Source organism: Pseudomonas sp. M47T1, from assembly GCF_000263855.1.
Classification (GTDB): Bacteria; Pseudomonadota; Gammaproteobacteria; order Pseudomonadales; family Pseudomonadaceae; genus Aquipseudomonas.
On the sequence record NZ_AJWX01000016.1, the window covers coordinates 91,276 to 110,873 of the forward strand.

General features: G+C 60.7%; 19 protein-coding genes. 14 read left to right on the forward strand and 5 right to left on the reverse strand.

Going from position 1 to position 19,598, the window contains the following annotated elements:
* Positions 1-9 precede the first annotated feature (9 nt).
* Both PMM47T1_RS17415 and yaaA read right to left on the reverse strand, forming a co-directional pair.
* Positions 10-1,326 (reverse strand): nucleotide sugar dehydrogenase, encoded by a 1,317-nt coding sequence (locus PMM47T1_RS17415; RefSeq protein ID WP_008371288.1) that lies wholly within the window; start codon positions 1,324-1,326, stop codon positions 10-12.
* Positions 1,327-2,155: 829 nt separating this feature from the next.
* Positions 2,156-2,935: a peroxide stress protein YaaA gene (yaaA, locus tag PMM47T1_RS17420; RefSeq protein WP_008371289.1), complete on the reverse strand. Its 780-nt coding sequence runs from the start codon at positions 2,933-2,935 to the stop codon at positions 2,156-2,158.
* A gap of 185 nt (positions 2,936-3,120) precedes the next feature.
* On the opposite strand from yaaA, the gene PMM47T1_RS17425 reads away from it, so the two are divergent.
* The 5 genes from PMM47T1_RS17425 (at position 3,121) to moaE (ending at position 7,273) form a co-directional block, all read left to right on the forward strand.
* A complete protein-coding gene (locus tag PMM47T1_RS17425) occupies positions 3,121-4,245 on the forward strand; it encodes a polysaccharide deacetylase family protein (protein WP_008371290.1) in 1,125 nt (374 codons plus the stop codon).
* Between the two features lie 359 nt (positions 4,246-4,604).
* Positions 4,605-5,999 (forward strand): PhoH family protein, encoded by a 1,395-nt coding sequence (locus PMM47T1_RS17430; RefSeq protein WP_008371291.1) that lies wholly within the window; start codon positions 4,605-4,607, stop codon positions 5,997-5,999.
* Between the two features lie 106 nt (positions 6,000-6,105).
* Positions 6,106-6,579, forward strand: coding sequence for a cyclic pyranopterin monophosphate synthase MoaC (gene moaC / locus PMM47T1_RS17435; RefSeq protein ID WP_008371292.1), 474 nt, complete (start codon positions 6,106-6,108; stop codon positions 6,577-6,579).
* On the forward strand, positions 6,576-6,821 hold the full coding sequence (moaD, locus tag PMM47T1_RS17440) for a molybdopterin converting factor subunit 1 (RefSeq protein WP_008371295.1): 246 nt from the start codon (positions 6,576-6,578) through the stop codon (positions 6,819-6,821). Before moaC ends, moaD begins: the two co-directional genes overlap by 4 nt.
* A 2-nt stretch (positions 6,822-6,823) precedes the next feature.
* The gene (moaE, locus tag PMM47T1_RS17445) at positions 6,824-7,273 is read left to right on the forward strand and encodes a molybdopterin synthase catalytic subunit MoaE (protein ID WP_008371297.1); all 450 of its coding nucleotides are present in this window, start codon (positions 6,824-6,826) and stop codon (positions 7,271-7,273) included.
* Positions 7,274-7,359: 86 nt separating this feature from the next.
* Here the strand turns inward: moaE and rhlB are convergent, their stop codons facing one another.
* Positions 7,360-8,823, reverse strand: coding sequence for an ATP-dependent RNA helicase RhlB (gene rhlB / locus PMM47T1_RS17450; protein ID WP_008371299.1), 1,464 nt, complete (start codon positions 8,821-8,823; stop codon positions 7,360-7,362).
* A 177-nt stretch (positions 8,824-9,000) separates the two neighbouring features.
* Complete coding sequence (locus PMM47T1_RS17455; protein WP_008371301.1) at positions 9,001-9,657, reverse strand: alpha/beta hydrolase; 657 nt, start codon at positions 9,655-9,657, stop codon at positions 9,001-9,003.
* A gap of 479 nt (positions 9,658-10,136) precedes the next feature.
* Between PMM47T1_RS17455 and PMM47T1_RS17460 the strand changes: the two genes are divergently transcribed.
* From PMM47T1_RS17460 to PMM47T1_RS17490, 7 genes are all read left to right on the forward strand, one after another.
* The gene (locus PMM47T1_RS17460; protein ID WP_008371303.1) at positions 10,137-11,165 is read left to right on the forward strand and encodes an amino acid ABC transporter substrate-binding protein; all 1,029 of its coding nucleotides are present in this window, start codon (positions 10,137-10,139) and stop codon (positions 11,163-11,165) included.
* A 71-nt stretch (positions 11,166-11,236) separates the two neighbouring features.
* Entirely contained in the window at positions 11,237-12,415 is a 1,179-nt protein-coding gene (locus tag PMM47T1_RS17465) for an amino acid ABC transporter permease (protein WP_008371304.1), read from the forward strand.
* 10 nt (positions 12,416-12,425) lie between these two features.
* A complete protein-coding gene (locus tag PMM47T1_RS17470) occupies positions 12,426-13,526 on the forward strand; it encodes an amino acid ABC transporter permease (RefSeq protein WP_008371305.1) in 1,101 nt (366 codons plus the stop codon).
* A gap of 10 nt (positions 13,527-13,536) precedes the next feature.
* Entirely contained in the window at positions 13,537-14,301 is a 765-nt protein-coding gene (locus tag PMM47T1_RS17475; protein WP_008371306.1) for an amino acid ABC transporter ATP-binding protein, read from the forward strand.
* A 330-nt stretch (positions 14,302-14,631) separates the two neighbouring features.
* The gene (locus PMM47T1_RS17480; protein ID WP_008371307.1) at positions 14,632-15,291 is read left to right on the forward strand and encodes a FadR/GntR family transcriptional regulator; all 660 of its coding nucleotides are present in this window, start codon (positions 14,632-14,634) and stop codon (positions 15,289-15,291) included.
* Positions 15,292-15,306: 15 nt separating this feature from the next.
* On the forward strand, positions 15,307-16,542 hold the full coding sequence (locus tag PMM47T1_RS17485) for a CynX/NimT family MFS transporter (protein ID WP_008371308.1): 1,236 nt from the start codon (positions 15,307-15,309) through the stop codon (positions 16,540-16,542).
* A gap of 118 nt (positions 16,543-16,660) precedes the next feature.
* Entirely contained in the window at positions 16,661-17,134 is a 474-nt protein-coding gene (locus PMM47T1_RS17490) for a nuclear transport factor 2 family protein (RefSeq protein ID WP_008371309.1), read from the forward strand.
* Here PMM47T1_RS17490 and PMM47T1_RS17495 read toward each other — a convergent pair whose 3' ends face one another.
* Positions 17,135-18,049: a hypothetical protein gene (locus tag PMM47T1_RS17495; protein WP_008371310.1), complete on the reverse strand. Its 915-nt coding sequence runs from the start codon at positions 18,047-18,049 to the stop codon at positions 17,135-17,137.
* A 202-nt stretch (positions 18,050-18,251) separates the two neighbouring features.
* Between PMM47T1_RS17495 and PMM47T1_RS17500 the strand changes: the two genes are divergently transcribed.
* Positions 18,252-18,563 (forward strand): GIY-YIG nuclease family protein, encoded by a 312-nt coding sequence (locus PMM47T1_RS17500; RefSeq protein ID WP_043301216.1) that lies wholly within the window; start codon positions 18,252-18,254, stop codon positions 18,561-18,563.
* A 64-nt stretch (positions 18,564-18,627) separates the two neighbouring features.
* Positions 18,628-19,563 (forward strand): glutathione S-transferase family protein, encoded by a 936-nt coding sequence (locus PMM47T1_RS17505; protein ID WP_008371312.1) that lies wholly within the window; start codon positions 18,628-18,630, stop codon positions 19,561-19,563.
* Positions 19,564-19,598: the final 35 nt, after the last annotated feature.

Here is a 19,598-nt window from a genome sequence, read left to right on the forward strand (position 1 = left end):
CCGGCGGCCTTACCAGCAGATCCCTTCGGTGCGGGCTTGCGGGCATGTGGTGTTAGGCATGAAGCCCACCAGGTCGATGACCTGCTTGCCGTGCGGCACCGATTCCACCAGCGAACGGAATTTCTCGTCGCGGTTACCCAGGATGATCACGTCGGAGTTGTTGATGACGCCTTCGAAGTCCGAATCCAGCAGCGAGGACACGTGCGGGATCTTCGATTCGATGTAGTCCTTGTTCGCGCCGTGGACACGGGCGTACTCGACGTTGCTGTCGTAGATTTTCAGCTCGAAGCCCTTGCCGATGAGCATTTCGGCCAGCTCTACCAGCGGGCTTTCGCGCAGGTCATCGGTGCCGGCCTTGAAGCTCAGGCCCAGCAGGGCGACCTTGCGCTTGTCGTGGCTGGAGATGATGTCGAAGGCGTTTTGCACCTGGGACACGTTGCTGCGCATCAGCGAGTTGAGCAGCGGGGCGTCCACGTCCAGGGAGCTGGCGCGGTAGGTCAGGGCGCGCACGTCCTTGGGCAGGCACGAGCCGCCGAAGGCAAAGCCTGGGCGCATGTAGTATTGGGACAGGTTCAGGGCCTTGTCCTGGCACACCACGTCCATCACTTCACGGCCATCCACGCCCACGGCCTTGGCGATGTTGCCGATCTCGTTGGCGAAGGTCACCTTGGTGGCGTGCCACACGTTGCAGGTGTACTTGATCATCTCGGCCACTTCGATGTCCTTGCGGATGATCGGCGCGTCGAGTTCTTCGTACAGCGACTGCAGGGCGTCGCCCGAGGCTGCATCGAACTCACCGATGACGGTCATCGGCGGGTGGTCGTAGTCCTTGATGGCGGTGGATTCACGCAGGAACTCGGGGTTCACCGCCACGCCGAAGTCCACGCCGGCTTTTTTGCCCGAGCAGTCTTCCAGAATCGGGATCACCACGTTTTTCACGGTGCCTGGCAGCACGGTGCTGCGTACCACCACGGTGTGGCGGGTGGTCTTGTCGCGCAGGACGAAACCGATTTCACGGCACACCGATTCGATGTAGTTGAGCTCCAGGTCGCCGTTCTTCTTGCTGGGCGTACCCACGCAGAGCATGGACAGGTCGGTGTCACGAATGGCTTCCGAGAAGTCGGTAGTGCCACGCAGGCGGCCGCTTTGAATTCCCTGTGCCAGAAGTTCTTCCAGGCCCGGTTCCACAATCGGCGATTTGCCGTTGTTGATAAGGTCAATCTTGGCCTTGGAGATATCCACGCCAACCACGTCGTGACCGCGTGCAGACAGGCAACCGGCACAGACTGCACCGACATAACCCAAACCGAAGATGCTGATACGCATCGCATTCACCTCATGTGTTATCACGCCGACTCAAACAAGTAAGAGTCGGACCGGGTTTAATTAACCAGCCGCATTTGCGCACTCGGAAGTGTGACAACTTAATGTCCAAACTCCCGCTTGCAGGCATGTTTTAATAATGAGTGCGTCAGAATGCACTCAAGTTGGGCAGCACTTGGCCGTGTAGTGGGCAATTGCCCTGATGTGTAGCCAGCCTGTATTACAAAAGCGACTTCCTTGCTTGCAGTGCTGACTGCGATCTTGGCTGTACGCCAATGAAATCAAGCACTAAGACGCTTTGCAGGAGCTCGGTAAACGGGGCTCTGGCTTGGCCAATTTGCGGACTTCTTTGGTGCGTTCTCTCCTGAGATCAACTTTTGATCATTCACATGACGGTGCAATCAAAGTTTCACGAGCTTCATGCTCAACACTATTTCCAATCTCCCTGTAGGTCATCTCTCACATAGCGCTCGAGAATCGTTACGGGTGGTATGAGCAGCGAAATTTGTGATTAGTTCCTGAACCCCGAACGGCTGGATGACAAAATCTTCAAGATTTTCATCCGTACAAATGCTTTCAAATTGATAGCACACTACGGTTCTGCCCTGTGTGGGCAGGGAGTTGCGGCGGCGTCATGTTTTTGTGCCAGCATTCAAAAAAAAGTCGTCAAAAAAATCGAAATTTCCTGAACAGAAGCTGAATGGCTGATGGATATAATCTAATTTGACGGGTATTTGACGCCAATTTCATGGCGAGTAGTGGCAATGTGCATATTTGGGGAGGGGGAGCGGTGCACGTTTTGTAGGACAAAACAGTGCACCGAAAACGCGCTTCAGTCGTCGGCGTGATCGCGCAGGAAAACCAGGTGGTCGGGTTTCGAATGGTCGGCGCTGTAGTAATAGCCTTGCTGGTCGAACTGCTTGAGGGCCTGGGGATCGTTGATGCGTTCCCGGATGACAAAACGGCTCATCATGCCGCGGGCTTTCTTGGCATAGAAGCTGATGATCTTGTGCTGGCCGTTCTTCAGGTCCTTGAAGTCGACATTGATGATGCGGGCCTTCAGGGCGGTGCGCTTGACCGACGAGAAATACTCGGTGGAGGCCAGGTTCAGCAGCACGTCATCGCCTTGCTCTGCCAGGGCTTCGTTCAGCCATTGGCTGATGCGCGTGCCCCAGAAGGCGTAGAGGTCCTTGCCGCGGGCATTGGCCAGCTTGGTGCCCATTTCCAGGCGGTAGGGTTGCATCAGGTCCAGGGGGCGCAGCAGGCCGTAAAGCCCGGACAGCATGCGCAGGTGGTCCTGGGCATAGCTGAAGTCATCGTCGGTGAGGCTGTTGGCGTCCAGGCCTGTGTACACGTCACCCTTGAAGGCCAGCAGGGCTTGCTTGGCGTTCTCGGGGGTGAACGCCGGGTTCCAGCTGCCGAAGCGCGCGGCGTTGAGGCCGGCCAGCTTGTCGGACAGGTGCATCAGCTCGCTGATTTTCGCAGGCGCCAGTTCACGCAGGATCTGAATCAGCTCCTGGCTGTGGTCCAGGTACTGGGGCTGGGTGAAGCGGTCAGTGGCCGGGGGCGTTTCGTAATCGAGGGTCTTGGCGGGGGAAATCACCGTCAGCATGAATTCGTCTCCATTTATCGTGGGCGCGATTTTAGGGGCTGGGGGCAGGGAACTCCATCTATTAACCCGATAGTGAGATCGGTGGTGGTTGCCAGGAACCTGAAACTGGACGCCTAGCCTCGCGGCAGCGGCTACAAGTGCGATGGTTTATGATGCCGGGCATTCCCCTCATGGAGAGACCACCCTTGCGCCTTGCCTGCCTGCTTCTTGCTGCCCTGGCCAGCGTCGCTGCCCAGGCCGCCGTGCCGCCTCCCGTGGCCACCATCGACCGCAGTTCATGGCCGGAGGCCCTGAGCTCTCCCGCCCTGTTCGACGTGGCATCGCGGGCCGAGATCCTCATGTTTTCCCATGTGTTGCTGCAATCGGAGTCACTGGACGAAGCTGACCTGGCCGACCGCCTGGACCTGCGCACGGTGAACATGGTGGCCATCAACGAGTTGCGCCAGCAGTTGTGGAAGCAGCTGTGGCAGAACTACAACCAGGCCCAGCAAAGCTGCGAGCAGGATGCCTCGTTCTGTTTCGCCATCGACAGCCTGGACGACTTGCGTACCCAGGCCAACAATTTTGCCGTCGCCCCCGATTCCTTCTATGCCAACTGGGGTGCCCCGGCGCGGGTGTTCGACCTTATCTATGTGGACGAGCTGTTGCGCAAGGCGGCGTTGTCTCCGCAGATTAGCAGCGAAGTGCTGAAAATCTCTGATAACGAGCTGAACGGCAGCGATTTCAACGATAGAGTGTTTCTGCTGACGTTTGACAGCGGCCCCAGCGTGGCGGTAGGCAGCACTGAATGGGTCGCTGATTTCCTGCGCAAGCAAAGCATCAATGCCACCTTCTTTGTGCTGGGACAGAACTTCACCAACCGCCGCGACAAGGGCGAGCCGGGCAGCCTCGTTGCTCTCTACAAGGGCCAGTGTGTGGGTGTGCAGGGCTGGCAGTATCGATCCCATGCTGACTGGAACGACTGGGAGGGCTCGATTACGCGTACCACCACGGCGGTGCAGGGCGAGCTACCGGATAACTACGTGCCGCTGTTTCGGCCTCCGTACGGCACGCGTCGTCCCGACGCCAATGCCTTCCTGACCACCCAGCAAATGAAAGTGGCGCTGTGGGACATCGATTCGCTGGACACTAACAGCCAGCTCTCGGCCGAGCAGAGCGCCCAGCGCGTGCTGACGCTGATGCTGTTATGGCGTCATGGCGTGATCGCATTCCATGATACCCAGGCCAAGGTTCAAGTCGCGTTGCCGTGGCTGCTCAAGCAGACCGCACAGGCAGGCATCGGCTGGCAGGATTGTCGTCAATTTCAATGAAAAGCGGCAAACCCCTTTAAACAGGGAGGATGGCGGCGGCAGGGGGTAAATTTTCGAGGGATTTGATGCGGGGTGGACTTCTGACTTTAACGGTGCTTTCACCCGTCGCCAAGCGTTATTCGTCATGCAGAAAAATAAACTTCAAAAAAGCGTCAAAGTGCTTTTTAACGTCATGGGTTTTGCGGTATTACGAAGACAGATCGCCGAACCCTGCAACACAGGTGGCGTCGCACCCGGCCCATCGTCAGTTGCAGTTCCGTTCGACCACAGCCCTCTGGGTCGTGCGGAAGCGGCGGTCACTTCGCGGCGCAGCACCGTTCAGGTATTGCGTCGAACGGCTCTCTCAAAGGTGACCGAGTATGGATGATCAAGGACGCACCATTTCTTCCGACAAGCCAATCCTTTATGTGCTCGATACCAATGTACTGATCCACGATCCAAACGCTTTGCTGAATTTTGAAGAGCATCACGTCGCCATTCCCATGACAGTTCTGGAAGAACTGGACAAGTTGAAGAGCGGCAAGCAATCGGTGGCTGCCGAGTGCCGTCAGGCCATTCGGCTGATCGACCAGACCCTGGGCGATGCCTGCCCGGCAGATGTCGAGCTGGGCGTTCCGATCCAACGCGGCAAGGGCGCCCCCAAGGGCTTCCTGTCCATTCTGATGACCAAGGGCGGCCCACCCACCACGGTGCTGCCGGGCAACCTCAACGACAACATCATCATCAACCAGCTGGTTGACCTGCACGAGCGCAAGAAAGACTGGGACGTGGTGCTGGTCACCAAAGACATCAACATGCGCCTCAAGGCGCGTGCCTGCGGAATTGCGGCCGAGGACTACAGCACCGACCAGTTGGTGGACGACGTGTCCCTGCTGTCGCGCGGCTATCACGAAATGACGGGCTCGTTCTGGGACCGAGTCAGCAAGGTCGAGACTCGCCAGGACCATGGCCGCACCTGGCATCGCGTGCAACTTCAGGAACCACTGCCTGCGGTGCACATTAATGAGTTCATCATTGATGAACAGGGCTTTGTCGGCTGGATCAAGGGGGTAAAGGACGATGAACTGATGCTGCTGGACCTGCATCAGGAACCGCTGCTGCACCAGGAAGCCTGGGGCCTGAAACCACGTGACGTGCATCAGGCACTGGCGCTGTTTGCCCTGCTGGACCCGGACATTCACCTGGTCAACCTGACCGGTGCAGCGGGTTCGGGCAAGACCATCCTGGCGTTGGCCGCAGCCATCGAGCAAACCATGGTGACCAAGCGTTACCGGCGCATCATTGCCACGCGCAGCGTGCAGGGGCTTGATCAGGAGATCGGTTTCCTGCCGGGCACCGAGGCGGAAAAGATGGAACCTTGGCTGGGGGCCATCACCGACAACCTCGAAGCGCTGCACATGGACGATGAAAACACCCACGGCAGTGTCGATTACATCCTGAGCAAGGTGCCGCTGCAGTTCAAGTCGCTGAACTACATCCGGGGCCGCAGCTTCCAGCAGAGCCTGATTCTGATCGACGAATGTCAGAACCTCACCCCGCACCAGATGAAAACCATCATCACCCGTGCGGGCGCCGGTTCCAAGGTGATCTGCCTGGGTAACCTGGCGCAGATCGACACCCCGTACCTGTCGGCGCCAAGCTCTGGCCTGACCTACCTGACCGAGCGTTTCAAGGATTTCCCCAATGGGGTGCATATCACCCTGCAAGGGGTGCCACGCTCGATCCTGGCCGAGTACGCCGAGTCTCACCTCTGAGGAGTAGCTGCAAGCTGCAAGCTAGTCGCCGAACAGCTTGCAGCTTAAAGCTTGCAGCTCCCCAAAGGGGTTACAATTGCCGCTCCCCCGCATAGGAGCAAGGCAATTGCTGACCCATCTCGATTCCCAGGGCCGTGCCAACATGGTCGATGTCACTGAAAAAGCGGTGACGTCTCGTGAAGCTGTGGCCGAAGCACGGGTGCGGATGCTCCCGCAAACCCTGCAGATGATTGTTGACGGCGGCCACCCCAAGGGTGATGTGTTCGCCGTGGCGCGCATTGCTGGCATTCAGGCAGCCAAAAAGACCAGCGACCTGATTCCCCTGTGCCACCCGCTGATGCTCACCAGCGTCAAGGTCGAGTTGTCGGCCGACGGCGCCGATGCGGTGCGCATCGTGGCGCGCTGCAAGCTGGCCGGGCAGACCGGGGTCGAGATGGAAGCGTTGACCGCTGCCAGCGTCGCCGCACTGACCCTCTATGACATGTGCAAGGCGGTGGACAAGGGCATGATCATCGAGAGCGTGCGGCTGCTGGAAAAGACCGGCGGCAAGAGTGGTGACTACCAGGCGGTGCCGGCATGAACATCAATGTGGTGTATTTCGCCCGCTACCGCGAAGCTATGGGCATGGACGGCGAGGAGCTGAACGGGACCTTCGCCACGCTGGAGGACGTGCGCCAGGAACTGCTGGAGCGTGGCGGCAACTGGAGCGTGCTAGGCGAGGCCAACCTGATGTGTGCCTGCAACCAGGATCTGTGCAAGCTTGATGAGCCGGTGGCCGATGGCGACGAAGTGGCCTTCTTCCCACCTGTGACCGGGGGTTGATCATGGGCGTTCGCGTGCAACCTGATGCGTTTGATCCGGGTGCGGAGGTCAATGCCATGCATGCCGCCAACGTCGGCGTGGGCGCGGTGGTGAGTTTTGTCGGCTACGTGCGGGACTTCAACGACGGCCTGGAGGTGTCAGGCATGTGCCTGGAGCATTACCCGGGCATGACCGAAAAGGCCTTGGGCAAGATCGTAATCGAGGCCGAACAGCGCTGGCCGTTGCTCAAGGTCGAGGTGCTGCACCGCGTCGGCGCCCTGGAACCGGGCGAGCCGATCGTGTTTGTCGGCGTGGCCAGTGCTCATCGGCAGGCGGCGTTCGACGCCTGCAACTTCATCATGGACTACCTGAAAACCCGCGCGCCGTTCTGGAAGAAGGAACAGACCGGGGAAGGCGAGCGCTGGGTGGAAGGCAAGGCCAGCGACAATCAGGCGGCTGATCGCTGGCAATAACGCTGTACCACTGCGGTGTCGCCGCAGCCTACGGCGCGGCTACACCAACACGGCGGCCGCCAGGCCGCGTCAGGGCGCTACGCCGATCAGGGGTGCTTGCGTTGCACCGGCCGCAGCAGCTCGGTCGACGGCGTTTCACAACTGATCTTGCGGCCCAGCAGGGCCTCGATGGACGGCAGCTGGTAGGAATCGTCTTCGCCGGCAAAGCTGATGGACACGCCGCTCATGCCGGCACGGCCGGTACGGCCAATGCGGTGCACGTAGTCGTCCGGGTCTTCCGGCAGGGTGAAGTTGATCACGTGGCTGATGCCATCAATGTGGATGCCGCGGCCTGCCACGTCGGTGGCCACCAGGATGCGAATCTTGCCCTCGCGGAAGCCTTCCAGGGTCTTGATGCGCTTGTGCTGTGGTACATCGCCCGACAATTGCGCGGCGTTGACGCCATCGCGCACCAGTTTTTCCTCGATGCGCCGTACTTCATCCTTGCGGTTGGCGAACACCATCACCCGCTCCCAGCCGTTGTCGTTGACCAGGTTGTACAGCAACTTGTATTTGTCGCTGCCGGCCACCGCGTAGACGTGCTGTTCCACGGTTTCGCTGGCCACGTTTTCCGGCTCGATCTCGACAATGGCAGGGTCGGTGGTCCATTGCTTGGCCAGGTTCATCACGTCTTCGGTGAAGGTGGCCGAGAACAGCAGGGTCTGGCGTTCGCTTTTCGGCGGGGTCTGGCGAATGATCTGACGGACCTGGGGGATGAAGCCCATGTCGAGCATGCGGTCGGCTTCGTCCAGCACCATCACCTCGACCATGTCCAGGTGCACTTCGCCGCGCTGGTTGAAATCCAGCAGGCGGCCCGGAGTGGCCACCAGGATGTCGCAGTGGCGTGCTTCGAGCTGCTTGAGTTGCTTGTCGAAGTCCATGCCACCGACGAAGGTCATCACGTTCAGGCCGGTGTACTTGGTCAGGTTGGCCGCGTCCTTGGCGATCTGCACCACCAGTTCGCGGGTAGGGGCGATGATCAGTGCCCGCGGCTCGCCCATGTAGCGCTCTTTGGGCGGTGGCGTCTGCTGCAACTGGGTGATGATCGAAATCAGGAAGGCTGCGGTCTTGCCGGTGCCGGTCTGGGCGCGACCGATGGCGTCCTTGCCCTTCAGGGTAAACCCCATCACCTCGGCCTGGATGGGCGTGCAGTAGGGAAAGCCCAGGTCATGGATGGCGTGCATCAGCTCGTCAGAGAGCTTGAAGTCGTGGAAGCGGGTCTTGCCTTCCTGCGGCGCCACCTTGAAGTCTTCCAGTTTCCACAGTGCGGCAGCCGGCTTGGGCTTGCGTTCGCGTGGGGAAGGTCTGACCCGCTCGGCTTCGAGGGCGGGGGCAGCGGCTTGGACCTGGGGCGCAGGCTCTGGGGCCTCTGGCGCGGTTTGGCTTGCACGCCCCACTGGCGTGGGTATGGCCGTTTCCCGAGCCAGGCTCGGTGCCACAGCAGCAGTCATTTCGGCTGCGAGCGGCTCAGCCTCGCTTTTTCCGAACAGGTTCTTGAGTGCTTTGAGCACGGTCTTCTCATTAATTGGTTAAGGAATGTACGCCGGGCAGTGTAATGCAAGAATCGGGCGCGGCGTAGTGCCTCTAGGCATTGCGCCTGTGGGAGCGGGCCTGCCCGCGAAAAGACACTACGGATAATCAGCCGCACCGCAGCGTCTGCTTCGCGGGCAGAGCCCGCTCCCACGGGGTCAGGCGAGCTTTTGCGCGAGCCAGGCGGCGATGTCGCGGATTTCTTCGATCACCACTTCGTGGCCCATCGGGTACTCATGCCATTGCAACTGCACGCCCTGGGCGTGGAGGAAGTCATGGGCCGCGCGACCCATGGGGTGCAATACCACTTCGTCCCGGGTGCCATGCAGGCACAACACCGGGGTGGCCTTCTGGGCTGCACTGAGTTGCACCCCGTCGTGGAAGCCGGGTGCATAGGTGGACAGCGCCATCACGCCACCCAAAGTACCGGCGTAACGCGAGAATGCCGTGTGGTAGACCACGGCGCCACCCTGGGAGAAACCGGCGATGAAAATGCGCGAGGCCGGGATGCCGGAGGCCACTTGCACTTCAATCAAGCCCTTGACCATATCGGCCGATTCATCCAGTTGATCGCTGTCTATGGCCCGGGCTGGGGTCATGGCCTTGATGTCATACCAGCTGGGCATTTCATAGCCGCCGTTGATGGTCACTGGCCGGGTAGGCGCCTGGGGCAGGATAAACCGTGCGCCGGGCAGGCTGGTCTGCAAGGCTTCGGCCACTGGCAGGAAGTCATAGCGGTCGGCGCCCAGGCCATGCAACCAGATCACACAGGCGTCGGCGGACTGGGTAGGTTCGAGGATCATCGGGTTGCTCATGACTGCTCCAAAAAAGTGCGAACGCTCTCATAAAGTGCATTGCAAAGGGGCGTATCGGTGCGATACGGGAAAAAGATGTCGCAAGGGTACAAGTTTTCCTATTGACGGAGGCTGAAACGCTTGCGCTCTGTAACGTGGTACGCGCTTTGCTATGTATCCGCCAAGTGGAAGGAAATACCAATCCGGTAACACTATCAGGCTGTACGCCCGGTGGCTAAAGCGCAATGGTGCGCAAACCGATTGCTGACCTTTCACGGGTCATGCGAAACGACAGGGGCGAGCCATAACGCCTCATCAGTTCGACCGATCAAGGAGCCGTGAGTTTGCAGCAAACCGCAAGGGCAGCCGCACTCACACAATCAAAAAAATGCGTCCTTCACCGCTTGACCCAAAATCAAGCCAACACTGGGTCGAAATCGCCTCAAAAGGGTGCGGCAGGACACACGCTCTACACAACAAGAGCTATTTTGGAGGTTTGAATGAAAATGCTGAAATCCACCCTGGCTGTCCTGACTGCCGCCACCGTTCTCGGTGTCAGCAGCTTTGCCCAGGCAGGCGCCACTCTGGACGCGATTCAGAAGAAAGGTTTCATTCAGTGCGGCGTCAGTGATGGCCTGCCTGGTTTCTCGGTGCCAGACGCTACCGGCAAGATCCAGGGCATCGACGCCGACGTCTGCCGCGCAGTGGCTGCCGCTGTGTTCGGTGACGCCACCAAGGTCAAGTTCAGCCAGTTGAACGCCAAGGAGCGCTTCACCGCGCTGCAGTCCGGTGAAATCGACGTGCTGTCGCGCAACACCACTTGGACCAGTTCCCGTGACGCAGGCATGGGCCTGATGTTCACCGGCGTCACCTACTATGACGGCGTGGGCTTCCTGGCCAACAAGAAACTGGGCGTGAAAAGTGCCAAGGAGCTGGACGGTGCAACCATCTGCATCCAGGCCGGTACCACCACTGAGCTGAACGTGTCGGACTACTTCCGCGCCAACGGCCTGAAATACACCCCGATCACCTTCGACACCTCCGACGAAAGCGCCAAGTCGCTGGAAAGCGGCCGTTGCGACGTGCTCACCTCCGACAAGTCGCAGTTGTACGCACAGCGCTCCAAGCTGGCCTCCCCGGGCGACTACGTGGTACTGCCGGAAACCATCTCCAAGGAGCCTCTGGGCCCGGTCGTGCGTAAAGGCGACGAAGACTGGTTCAGCATCGTCAAGTGGACCCTGTTCGCCATGCTCAACGCCGAGGAAGCTGGCATCACTTCCAAGAACGTCCTGGAAGAAGCCAAGTCGACCAAAAACCCCGACGTGGCTCGCCTGCTGGGCGGCGATGGCGAATACGGCAAAGACCTGAAGCTGCCGAAGGACTGGGTAGTGAAGATCGTTTCGCAGGTAGGTAACTACGGTGAAGTGTTCGAGCGCAACCTGGGCAAGAGCACCCCGCTGGCCATTGACCGTGGCCTGAACGCTCTGTGGAACAATGGCGGCATCCAGTACGCACCACCGGTACGTTAAGTCGGCCCCGCGCCTGGCAGCCCGTTAATGCTGCCAGGCGCTGTTACATTCCCTTTCTTCCGGGGCACTTCATGCAAAATCAAATCGGCGCACCCAAAGGGTTTTCCCTGACCGATCCACGTGTGCGTGCGTGGCTATTCCAGATCATCACCATTGTGGCGGTGATCTCCCTGGGCTGGTTCCTGTTCAACAACACACAGACCAACCTGCAACACCGCGGCATCACGTCCGGCTTCGACTTCCTTGACCGCAGTGCCGGCTTCGGCATCGCCCAGCACCTGATCCCCTACACCGAGTCGGACACCTACTCGCGCGTCTTTGTGATCGGGCTGCTCAACACCCTGCTGGTGACGTTCATCGGCGTGATCCTGGCCACTGTGCTGGGGTTTGTCATCGGGGTGTCCAGGCTGTCGTCCAACTGGATGGTCAACAAGCTGGCCACCGTGTATGTGGAGACCTTCCGCAACATTCCGCCGCTGCTGCAAATCCTGTTCTGGTATTTCGCCGTGTTCCTGACCATGCCTGGCCCACGCGGCAGTCATAACCTGTGGAACATGTTCTACCTGAGCAACCGTGGCCTGAATATGCCGGCGGCCATCACCGCCGAGGGCATCTGGCCGTTCCTGATCGCCATCGTGCTGGCGTTCGTCGCCATCGGCATCATGGTGAAATGGGCCAACAAGCGTTTCGAGGACACCGGCCAGCCGTTCCACAAGTTCTGGGCAGGTGTTGCCCTGCTGGTGGTGATCCCGGGCCTGAGCATGCTGGTGTTCGGCAGCCCCGTGCACTGGGAAATGCCGGAACTGCGCGGTTTCAACTTCGTGGGCGGGTGGGTGATGATCCCAGAGCTGCTGGCCCTGACCCTGGCCTTGAGCGTGTACACCGCAGCGTTCATCGCCGAGATCGTGCGTTCGGGCATCAAGTCGGTCAGCCACGGTCAGACCGAAGCGGCGCGCTCCCTGGGCCTGCGCCCCGGGCCAACGCTGCGCAAGGTGATCATTCCCCAGGCACTGCGGGTGATTATCCCGCCATTGACCAGCCAGTACCTGAACCTGGCGAAGAACTCTTCGCTGGCGGCCGGTATCGGTTACCCGGAAATGGTTTCGCTGTTCGCTGGCACGGTGCTCAACCAGACCGGCCAAGCCATCGAAGTCATCGCCATTACCATGAGCGTGTACCTGGCGATCAGCATCAGCATCTCCTTGCTGATGAACTGGTACAACAAGCGCATCGCGCTGATCGAACGGTGAGGAAACGCCCATGACGACGACGCATATTTTCAAACCGAACATGCCGCCGCCCAACATGGCGGTAGGCCCTGTCGCCTGGATGCGCGCCAACCTGTTTTCCACCTGGTTCAACACCCTGTTGACGCTGGTGGCGTTGTACCTGATCTACCTGATCGTGCCACCGCTGCTGAGCTGGGCGTTCGTGGACGCGAACTGGACGGGTACCACCCGCGAAGACTGCACCAAGGCAGGGGCGTGCTGGGTGTTTATCGAGCAGCGCTTCGGCCAGTTCATGTACGGCTACTACCCGCAGGCACTGCGCTGGCGCGTCGACCTGACCGTGTGGCTGGCCGTGCTGGGTGCTGCGCCACTGTTTATCGCCCGCATGCCGCGCAAGCCGCTGTACGGCCTGTGCTACCTGGTGGCGTTCCCGATCATTGCCTACAGCCTGCTGCATGGCGGCTACCTGGGCCTTGAAAACGTGGCCACCAGCCAATGGGGCGGCCTGATGCTGACCCTGGTCATCGCCACCGTGGGTATCGCCGGCGCCTTGCCGCTGGGCATCCTGCTGGCACTGGGGCGGCGTTCGAAAATGCCGGCCGTGAAGGTGGTATGCGTGACCTTCATCGAGTTCTGGCGCGGTGTGCCGCTGATTACCGTGCTGTTCATGTCTTCGGTGATGCTGCCGTTGTTCATGCCCGAAGGCATGAACTTCGACAAGCTGCTACGGGCCTTGATCGGCGTAATCTTGTTCCAGTCCGCCTACGTTGCCGAGGTGGTGCGTGGTGGCCTGCAGGCCATTCCCAAGGGCCAGTACGAAGCTGCCGCGGCCATGGGCCTGGGCTACTGGCGCGCCATGGGCCTGGTGATTCTGCCTCAGGCGCTGAAGCTGGTGATCCCGGGTATCGTCAACACCCTGATTGCACTGTTCAAGGACACCAGCCTTGTGATCATCATCGGCCTGTTCGACCTGCTCAACAGCGTCAAGCAAGCGGGCGCCGACCCCAAATGGCTGGGCATGGCCACCGAAGGCTATGTGTTTGCCGCTGCCGTCTATTGGATTTTCTGTTTCAGTATGTCCCGCTACTCCGTGCACCTGGAGCGCAAGCTGGACACTGGCCACAAGCGTTAGGAGTGTCATCATGAGCGAAGCAATCAAACAGCCTGTGGGCGCCGATGGCATTATCCAGATGCAGGGCGTGAACAAGTGGTACGGCCAGTTCCACGTACTGAAAGACATCAACCTGAACGTGAAACAGGGTGAACGTATCGTGCTGTGCGGGCCGTCGGGTTCGGGCAAGTCCACCACCATCCGCTGCCTCAATCGTCTGGAAGAGCACCAGCAGGGCCGTATCGTGGTGGATGGCGTGGAACTGACCAACGACCTCAAGCAGATCGAAGCCATCCGCCGCGAAGTGGGCATGGTGTTCCAGCATTTCAACCTGTTCCCGCACTTGACCATTCTGCAGAACTGCACCCTGGCACCGATGTGGGTGCGCAAGATGCCCAAGCGCAAGGCTGAGGAAATTGCCATGCACTACCTGGAGCGCGTACGCATTCCAGAGCAGGCACACAAATTCCCCGGCCAGCTCTCGGGCGGCCAACAGCAGCGCGTGGCCATTGCCCGTGCCTTGTGCATGAAGCCCAAGATCATGCTGTTCGACGAACCGACCTCGGCGCTGGACCCGGAAATGGTGAAAGAGGTACTGGACACCATGATCGGCCTGGCTGAAGACGGCATGACCATGTTGTGCGTAACCCACGAAATGGGCTTCGCCCGTACCGTGGCCAACCGCGTGATCTTCATGGACAAGGGCGAGATCGTGGAGCAGGCGCCGCCGAACGAGTTCTTTGATAACCCACAGAACGAGCGGACCAAGTTGTTTTTGGGGCAGATTCTGCATTGATGGATTGATGCACGATCAAAAACCCGGCCATGGTGCCGGGTTTTTTTATGGTTCTTGGGGTGCTGAGCACCTACACCTGAAGCTACCCCCCCCTATCTGCAGCCAAACAAACAAAGCGGACAGTGGGAGATACCACTGGAACGGTACGCTGGAAACAAACAGTGGGAGCGGGTTATACCCGCGAAGCGCCGCGTGGGCGGCGCACGGTCTCAAGAGCGCCGATAAAGCATCGACACCTGGCCCATTACGACGAATGGCTAGCAATTTACCTTGCCAACCCAGGTCCCATTCCATACTCTGTTTCATCACTGCAATTCATCGGATGATTGGATGATTTCCCCGCTGATCAAACGCTCCCTGGTCGATCAAGCCTTGGACCAACTGCGCGACCGCATCACCCGTGGCCACTGGATCGTAGGCCAACGCCTGCCCACGGAACCCGAGCTGGCCCTGGAACTGGGCATCAGCCGCAACACCGTGCGCGAGGCCATGCGCGTGCTGGCGTTCAGCGGCATGATCGAGATTCGCCAGGGCGATGGCAGTTACCTGCGCGGCAGTGCCGACCCGTTCGACACGCTGAAAGTGCTGTCCAATTGCTCCATCGAGCAGGCCCGCGAAACCCGGCGCATCATCGAAGTGGAAGCCATTGGCCTGGCGGCGCAACGGCGTACCGAGGAAGACCTGGCGGCGTTGCGCGAAGCGCTCAAGCACAGCGGCGCGCATTACCACACCGATCTGGATGGCTACATTGCCTGCGACCTGGTGTTTCACCGCTTGCTGGTGGATGCCGCGCACAACCCGACCCTGAGTCAGCTTTACCGGTTTTTTTCCAGCGTCGTCGGTGGGGCGATTCTGCATTCGCTCAACCACACCCCCCGCAACCCCCACGTATTCGACTTGCATGGCGAACTGTTGGCCGCCGTTGAAGCAAGCGACCCGGAACGGGCCATGTCGATCTGCCGTACGCTGATCGACGGCCCGGACCTTTGATCGAGGAACTGCCTTATGTCCACCCAAACCACCGAGGCGCTCAGTGCGTCGACCAATCCGCCGACGAACTTGCCCAGGCCTTGGCTGTTGCTGCTGGGGCTGGTACTGGTGGCCTTGAACCTGCGTCCGGCGCTGTCCAGCATGGCGCCGCTGTTGGGGCAGGTCTCTGAGAGCCTGGGGCTGAGCGGGTCGACGGCGGGGTTGCTGACCACCTTGCCGGTGCTGTGCCTGGGTCTGTTCGCGCCGCTGGCGCCGGTGCTGTCCCGCCGCTTTGGCGCTGAACGGGTGGTGCTGGGCATCCTGCTGCTGCTGGCCGCAGGTATTGCCCTGCGCAGCCAGTTCGGGGTGGTGGGGCTGTTCGCGGGCAGCGTGGTGTCGGGCGCCAGCATTGGCATCATTGGCGTACTGCTGCCGGGCATCGTCAAGCGCGACTTTCCCAAGAATGCCGGGACCATGACCGGTGTCTACACCATGGCGCTGTGCCTGGGTGCGGCCCTGGCGGCTGGCGCCAGCGTGCCGCTGGCGGAAGTGTTCGGCCATCGCTGGGCCCTGGGGCTCGGCTTCTGGGTGATCCCCGCGGTGCTGGCCGCCGTGTTCTGGTTGCCCCAGACCCTTCACAAGCATGGCGCCCACCACGCGGCCTTCCGTGTGCGCGGCCTGTTCCGTGACCGTCTGGCCTGGCAAGTGACGCTGTTCATGGGCCTGCAGTCGTCGCTGGCCTACATCGTGTTCGGCTGGCTGCCCTCGATGCTGATCGGTCGTGGCCTGGGCGCGGCCGAGGCGGGCCTGGTGATGTCGTTCTCGATCATCATCCAACTGGGCAGCTCGCTGATCGCCCCGTGGCTGGCGACGCGCGGCAAGGACCAGCGCATTGCCATCGTCACCGTCATGGGCCTGACCCTGGCAGGCCTGTTCGGTTGCCTGTACGCGCCCTTGGGCGGCCTGTGGTTCTGGGCCGTGGTGTTGGGCCTGGGCCAGGGTGCCATGTTCGCCGTGGCGCTGACCCTGATTGTGTTGCGGGCCAGTGACTCCCACGTGGCGGCCAACCTGTCGAGCATGGCTCAGGGCGTGGGTTATACCCTGGCGTCCATGGGGCCGCTGGCGGTGGGCCTGGTGCATGACTGGACCGGTGGCTGGAACGCGGTGGGCTGGATTTTTGCCGTGATCGGCAGCCTGGCGATCATTGCCGGCATGGGCGCCGGGCGCTCGTTGCACGTGCAGGTCACCAGCGAAAAACTGTCACCGCAGTAACTTCTTGTGTGGGAGCTGGCTTGCCAGCGCGTTTTTTTTGGCCCTAAAAGCTCGCTGGCAAGCCAGCTCCCGCAGGGCGTAGTGCTAGGATAGCGCTACATCAACAAGAGGCCTGCCCATGAGCGAAGCCAACGCTGCATTGATCACCCGTTTCTACCTGGCCTTCCAGCGCCTGGACGCCGATGCCATGGCGGCCTGCTACAGCGATGACGTGGTGTTCAGCGATCCGGCGTTCGGCACTCTGCGCGGGAAGGACGCCGGCGACATGTGGCGCATGATGGCCTCGCGCGCCAAGGACTTCTCCCTGAGGTTCGACCATGTACACGCCCGTGACACCACCGGCGCCGCCCACTGGGTGCCGACCTATCTGTTCAGCGCCACCGGCCGCGTGGTGGTGAACAACATCCACGCCCGCTTCGTGTTTCGTGACGGCAAGATCTGCGAGCACCATGACCATTTCGATTTCTGGCGCTGGTCGCGTCAGGCCCTGGGGGTCAAGGGCCTGCTGCTGGGCTGGTCGCCGTTGCTCAAGGGCAAGGTCCGGCAGCAGGCGTTGAAAAGCTTGCGCGCGTTTCAAGCCGGGCGCGCCTGATCAACCGTTGGCGATGATCGCCTGGTCATCGCGGTGGTAGTCAAACCGCGCCTTGCTGCCGGCATCAGGTAGCTGGATCTGGATGACCGGGATGAATTTTCCGGTCTGCTGGTGCCACTGCCTCTGCACGTGCTGGGCATCTTCACGGCCGCCCGCGTTGCCCTTGATATAGAAGAACGACTGGATTGGCAGTTCCTTGAAGCGTGATTCATCCCAGGCCGCGACGATGATTTCATTCCAGGCAAACGGTCGATCATTCATCAATTGCATCACCCGCAAGGCCTGGTAGAAGTTCTCCGCTCCTGGCATCTCTACCTTGTCACGTACATCAAACCCACACTGTGCGATAAAGCGCTGATCTTTGTTGCCCTGCCAGGCGTCGGGCGCGAACGGCTGTGGCGAGTTGCGGTAATGGCTGACCCACTGTTCGGCTGTGTGTATGCCCAGCTTGTCACAACGGTTCTCTTTGATAGCCGGCGTGAGCGAGTTATCGCCGCAGCCGGCCTTGTCGCGGGTCCAGGTATCGCCGTCGGTGGGGTAGGCGCACAGCGGGCGGTATTTCATGGTGCCGGCCGGGCGTTGCAACACGGGGGCGAGGGTATAGCCGCTTCGTGCACTTTCAGCCAGCGCGGTGATCGGTGCGTCTGCGCGCATGTACGAAAAGGAAATGCCGCCCTTTTCCACGGCTTTCGGGTTGTTGTTCCAGGTGAAGTACTTGTCGGACGGCTTGGTAACGCGCAACAGCGTGCCTGAACAACCATAGGCCGGCCTGCCGTCGCAGTTCTGTGGGGTGGCGTCGTATGAGGCCTGCATGGCTTTCGCAGTATCTGAGCCGAGGTCGGCGTGGGCGGCAAACGCCAGTGGCAAAGTCAGTGCGCAGGCCAGCAGGCTGCGCTTAGCAGGTTCAGGTTTCATGGGGGTAGCCTCATGATGAATGGTCTAGCTACGCTATTTTTTTCGGCACCGGGTGTATGTCGCCCGAGCGGCCAGCCGTGGGGGAAAAACACGCTGCCTGTCCATGGTATTTGCCTGGGCCCGCGTAGGAGGGCGAGAGAAAGGGGACGCTTCCCCGTGAGAAAAGGTAGAATCGGGCTGTCCATGAACCGGCCCTGACTGCGTGATCGAATCCCCTTTGCCATCGCCCGCGAAACCCTGGTACGTCTACCTGGTACGCGCTGCCAACGGCTCGCTGTACTGCGGTATCAGCGACAACCCCGAGCGCCGTTTTACCCAGCACCAGAGCGGCAAGGGCGCGCGCTTTTTCAGCTCCAGCCCTGCGGTGGCATTGGTGTACGTGGAGTGCTGGCCCGACAAGGGCGAGGCCCTGCGCCAGGAGCGCCTGATCAAGCGCCTGCGCAAATGCGCCAAGGAGCGGTTAGTGGCGTCCTATGTGCCAATAGATCTGGCTGATGAGCCGCTATCGGCCTGAGCGGCTAGGCCACGATCCGGCACAGGGGTAAGCTTGACGTTTTAGCCCTGTGGCGGAACCGAAGATGACCGAGCTGATCCTGCATCATTACCCCACGTCCCCGTTCGCCGAGAAAACCCGCCTGATGCTGGGCTTCAAAGGGCTGTCCTGGCGCTCGGTGCTGATTTCCCCGGTCATGCCCAAGCCGGACCTGGTGGCATTGACCGGCGGCTACCGCAAGACTCCGGTGTTGCAGGTGGGTGGCGATATCTACTGCGATACTGCGCTGATCGCCCGTCGTCTGGATCAGGAAAAAGCCCTGCCGGCGTTCTTCCCCGAAGGCCAGGAAATGACCGTGGCCACCTTCGCCGCCTGGGCCGATTCGGAGCTGTTTCGCCATGCGGTCAGCCTGGTGTTCCAGCCTGAGTCGGTGGCCGTGCGCTTTGCGCGTCTGCCCCCGGAAGCGATCAAGGCGTTCATCGCCGACCGTGCGCAGCTGTTCAGCGGCGGCAGCGCCACTCGCTTGCCACTGGAACAGGCCAAGCATCAATGGCCCGTGTTCATGGCCCGCCTGGAGCAGCAATTGCAGCGCGAGGAAGGCGACTACCTGTTCGGCGAGCCGTCGATTGCCGACTTTGCCATGGCCCATCCACTGTGGTTCCTCAAGGGCACCCCGGTCACTTCGCCACTGGTGGACGACTACCCGGCAGTACACGCCTGGCTGGGCCGGGTGATGGGCTTCGGGCATGGCACCTACAGCGAACTCAGCGCCGAACAAGCACTGGAGATTGCCAATGCCAGCACGCCGGCGGCATTGCCCGAGGATGGCTTCGTGGACCCCAATGGCTTCAAGGCTGGGGACCAGGTGACCGTGTCGGCGATTGACTATGGTGTGGACCCCGTGGCGGGGGAGTTGCTGTACGCCGGGGGCGAAGAGTTGATCCTGCGCCGTGAGGACCCCAAGGCGGGCGTGGTGCATGTGCACTTCCCTCGGTTGGGCTTTGTTTTGAAAGCCGCTTGATCTAAATGCCCTGCCTCTTGGAAGAGGCGGGGCAC

Bases quoted from the DNA above. Each gene is read 5' to 3' on its own strand.
- PMM47T1_RS17465 (WP_008371304.1), top strand. From the start codon at position 11,237: ATGCAAAATCAAATCGGCGCACCCAAAGGGTTTTCCCTGACCGATCCA.
- PMM47T1_RS17505 (WP_008371312.1), top strand. From the start codon at position 18,628: ATGACCGAGCTGATCCTGCATCATTACCCCACGTCCCCGTTCGCCGAG.
- PMM47T1_RS17460 (WP_008371303.1), top strand. From the start codon at position 10,137: ATGAAAATGCTGAAATCCACCCTGGCTGTCCTGACTGCCGCCACCGTT.
- PMM47T1_RS17495 (WP_008371310.1), bottom strand. From the start codon at position 18,049: ATGAAACCTGAACCTGCTAAGCGCAGCCTGCTGGCCTGCGCACTGACT.
- PMM47T1_RS17480 (WP_008371307.1), top strand. From the start codon at position 14,632: ATGATTTCCCCGCTGATCAAACGCTCCCTGGTCGATCAAGCCTTGGAC.
- PMM47T1_RS17485 (WP_008371308.1), top strand. From the start codon at position 15,307: ATGTCCACCCAAACCACCGAGGCGCTCAGTGCGTCGACCAATCCGCCG.
- yaaA (WP_008371289.1), bottom strand. From the start codon at position 2,935: ATGCTGACGGTGATTTCCCCCGCCAAGACCCTCGATTACGAAACGCCC.
- moaE (WP_008371297.1), top strand. From the start codon at position 6,824: ATGGGCGTTCGCGTGCAACCTGATGCGTTTGATCCGGGTGCGGAGGTC.
- PMM47T1_RS17455 (WP_008371301.1), bottom strand. From the start codon at position 9,657: ATGAGCAACCCGATGATCCTCGAACCTACCCAGTCCGCCGACGCCTGT.
- PMM47T1_RS17475 (WP_008371306.1), top strand. From the start codon at position 13,537: ATGAGCGAAGCAATCAAACAGCCTGTGGGCGCCGATGGCATTATCCAG.
- moaD (WP_008371295.1), top strand. From the start codon at position 6,576: ATGAACATCAATGTGGTGTATTTCGCCCGCTACCGCGAAGCTATGGGC.
- PMM47T1_RS17415 (WP_008371288.1), bottom strand. From the start codon at position 1,326: ATGCGTATCAGCATCTTCGGTTTGGGTTATGTCGGTGCAGTCTGTGCC.
- PMM47T1_RS17470 (WP_008371305.1), top strand. From the start codon at position 12,426: ATGACGACGACGCATATTTTCAAACCGAACATGCCGCCGCCCAACATG.
- PMM47T1_RS17430 (WP_008371291.1), top strand. From the start codon at position 4,605: ATGGATGATCAAGGACGCACCATTTCTTCCGACAAGCCAATCCTTTAT.
- PMM47T1_RS17490 (WP_008371309.1), top strand. From the start codon at position 16,661: ATGAGCGAAGCCAACGCTGCATTGATCACCCGTTTCTACCTGGCCTTC.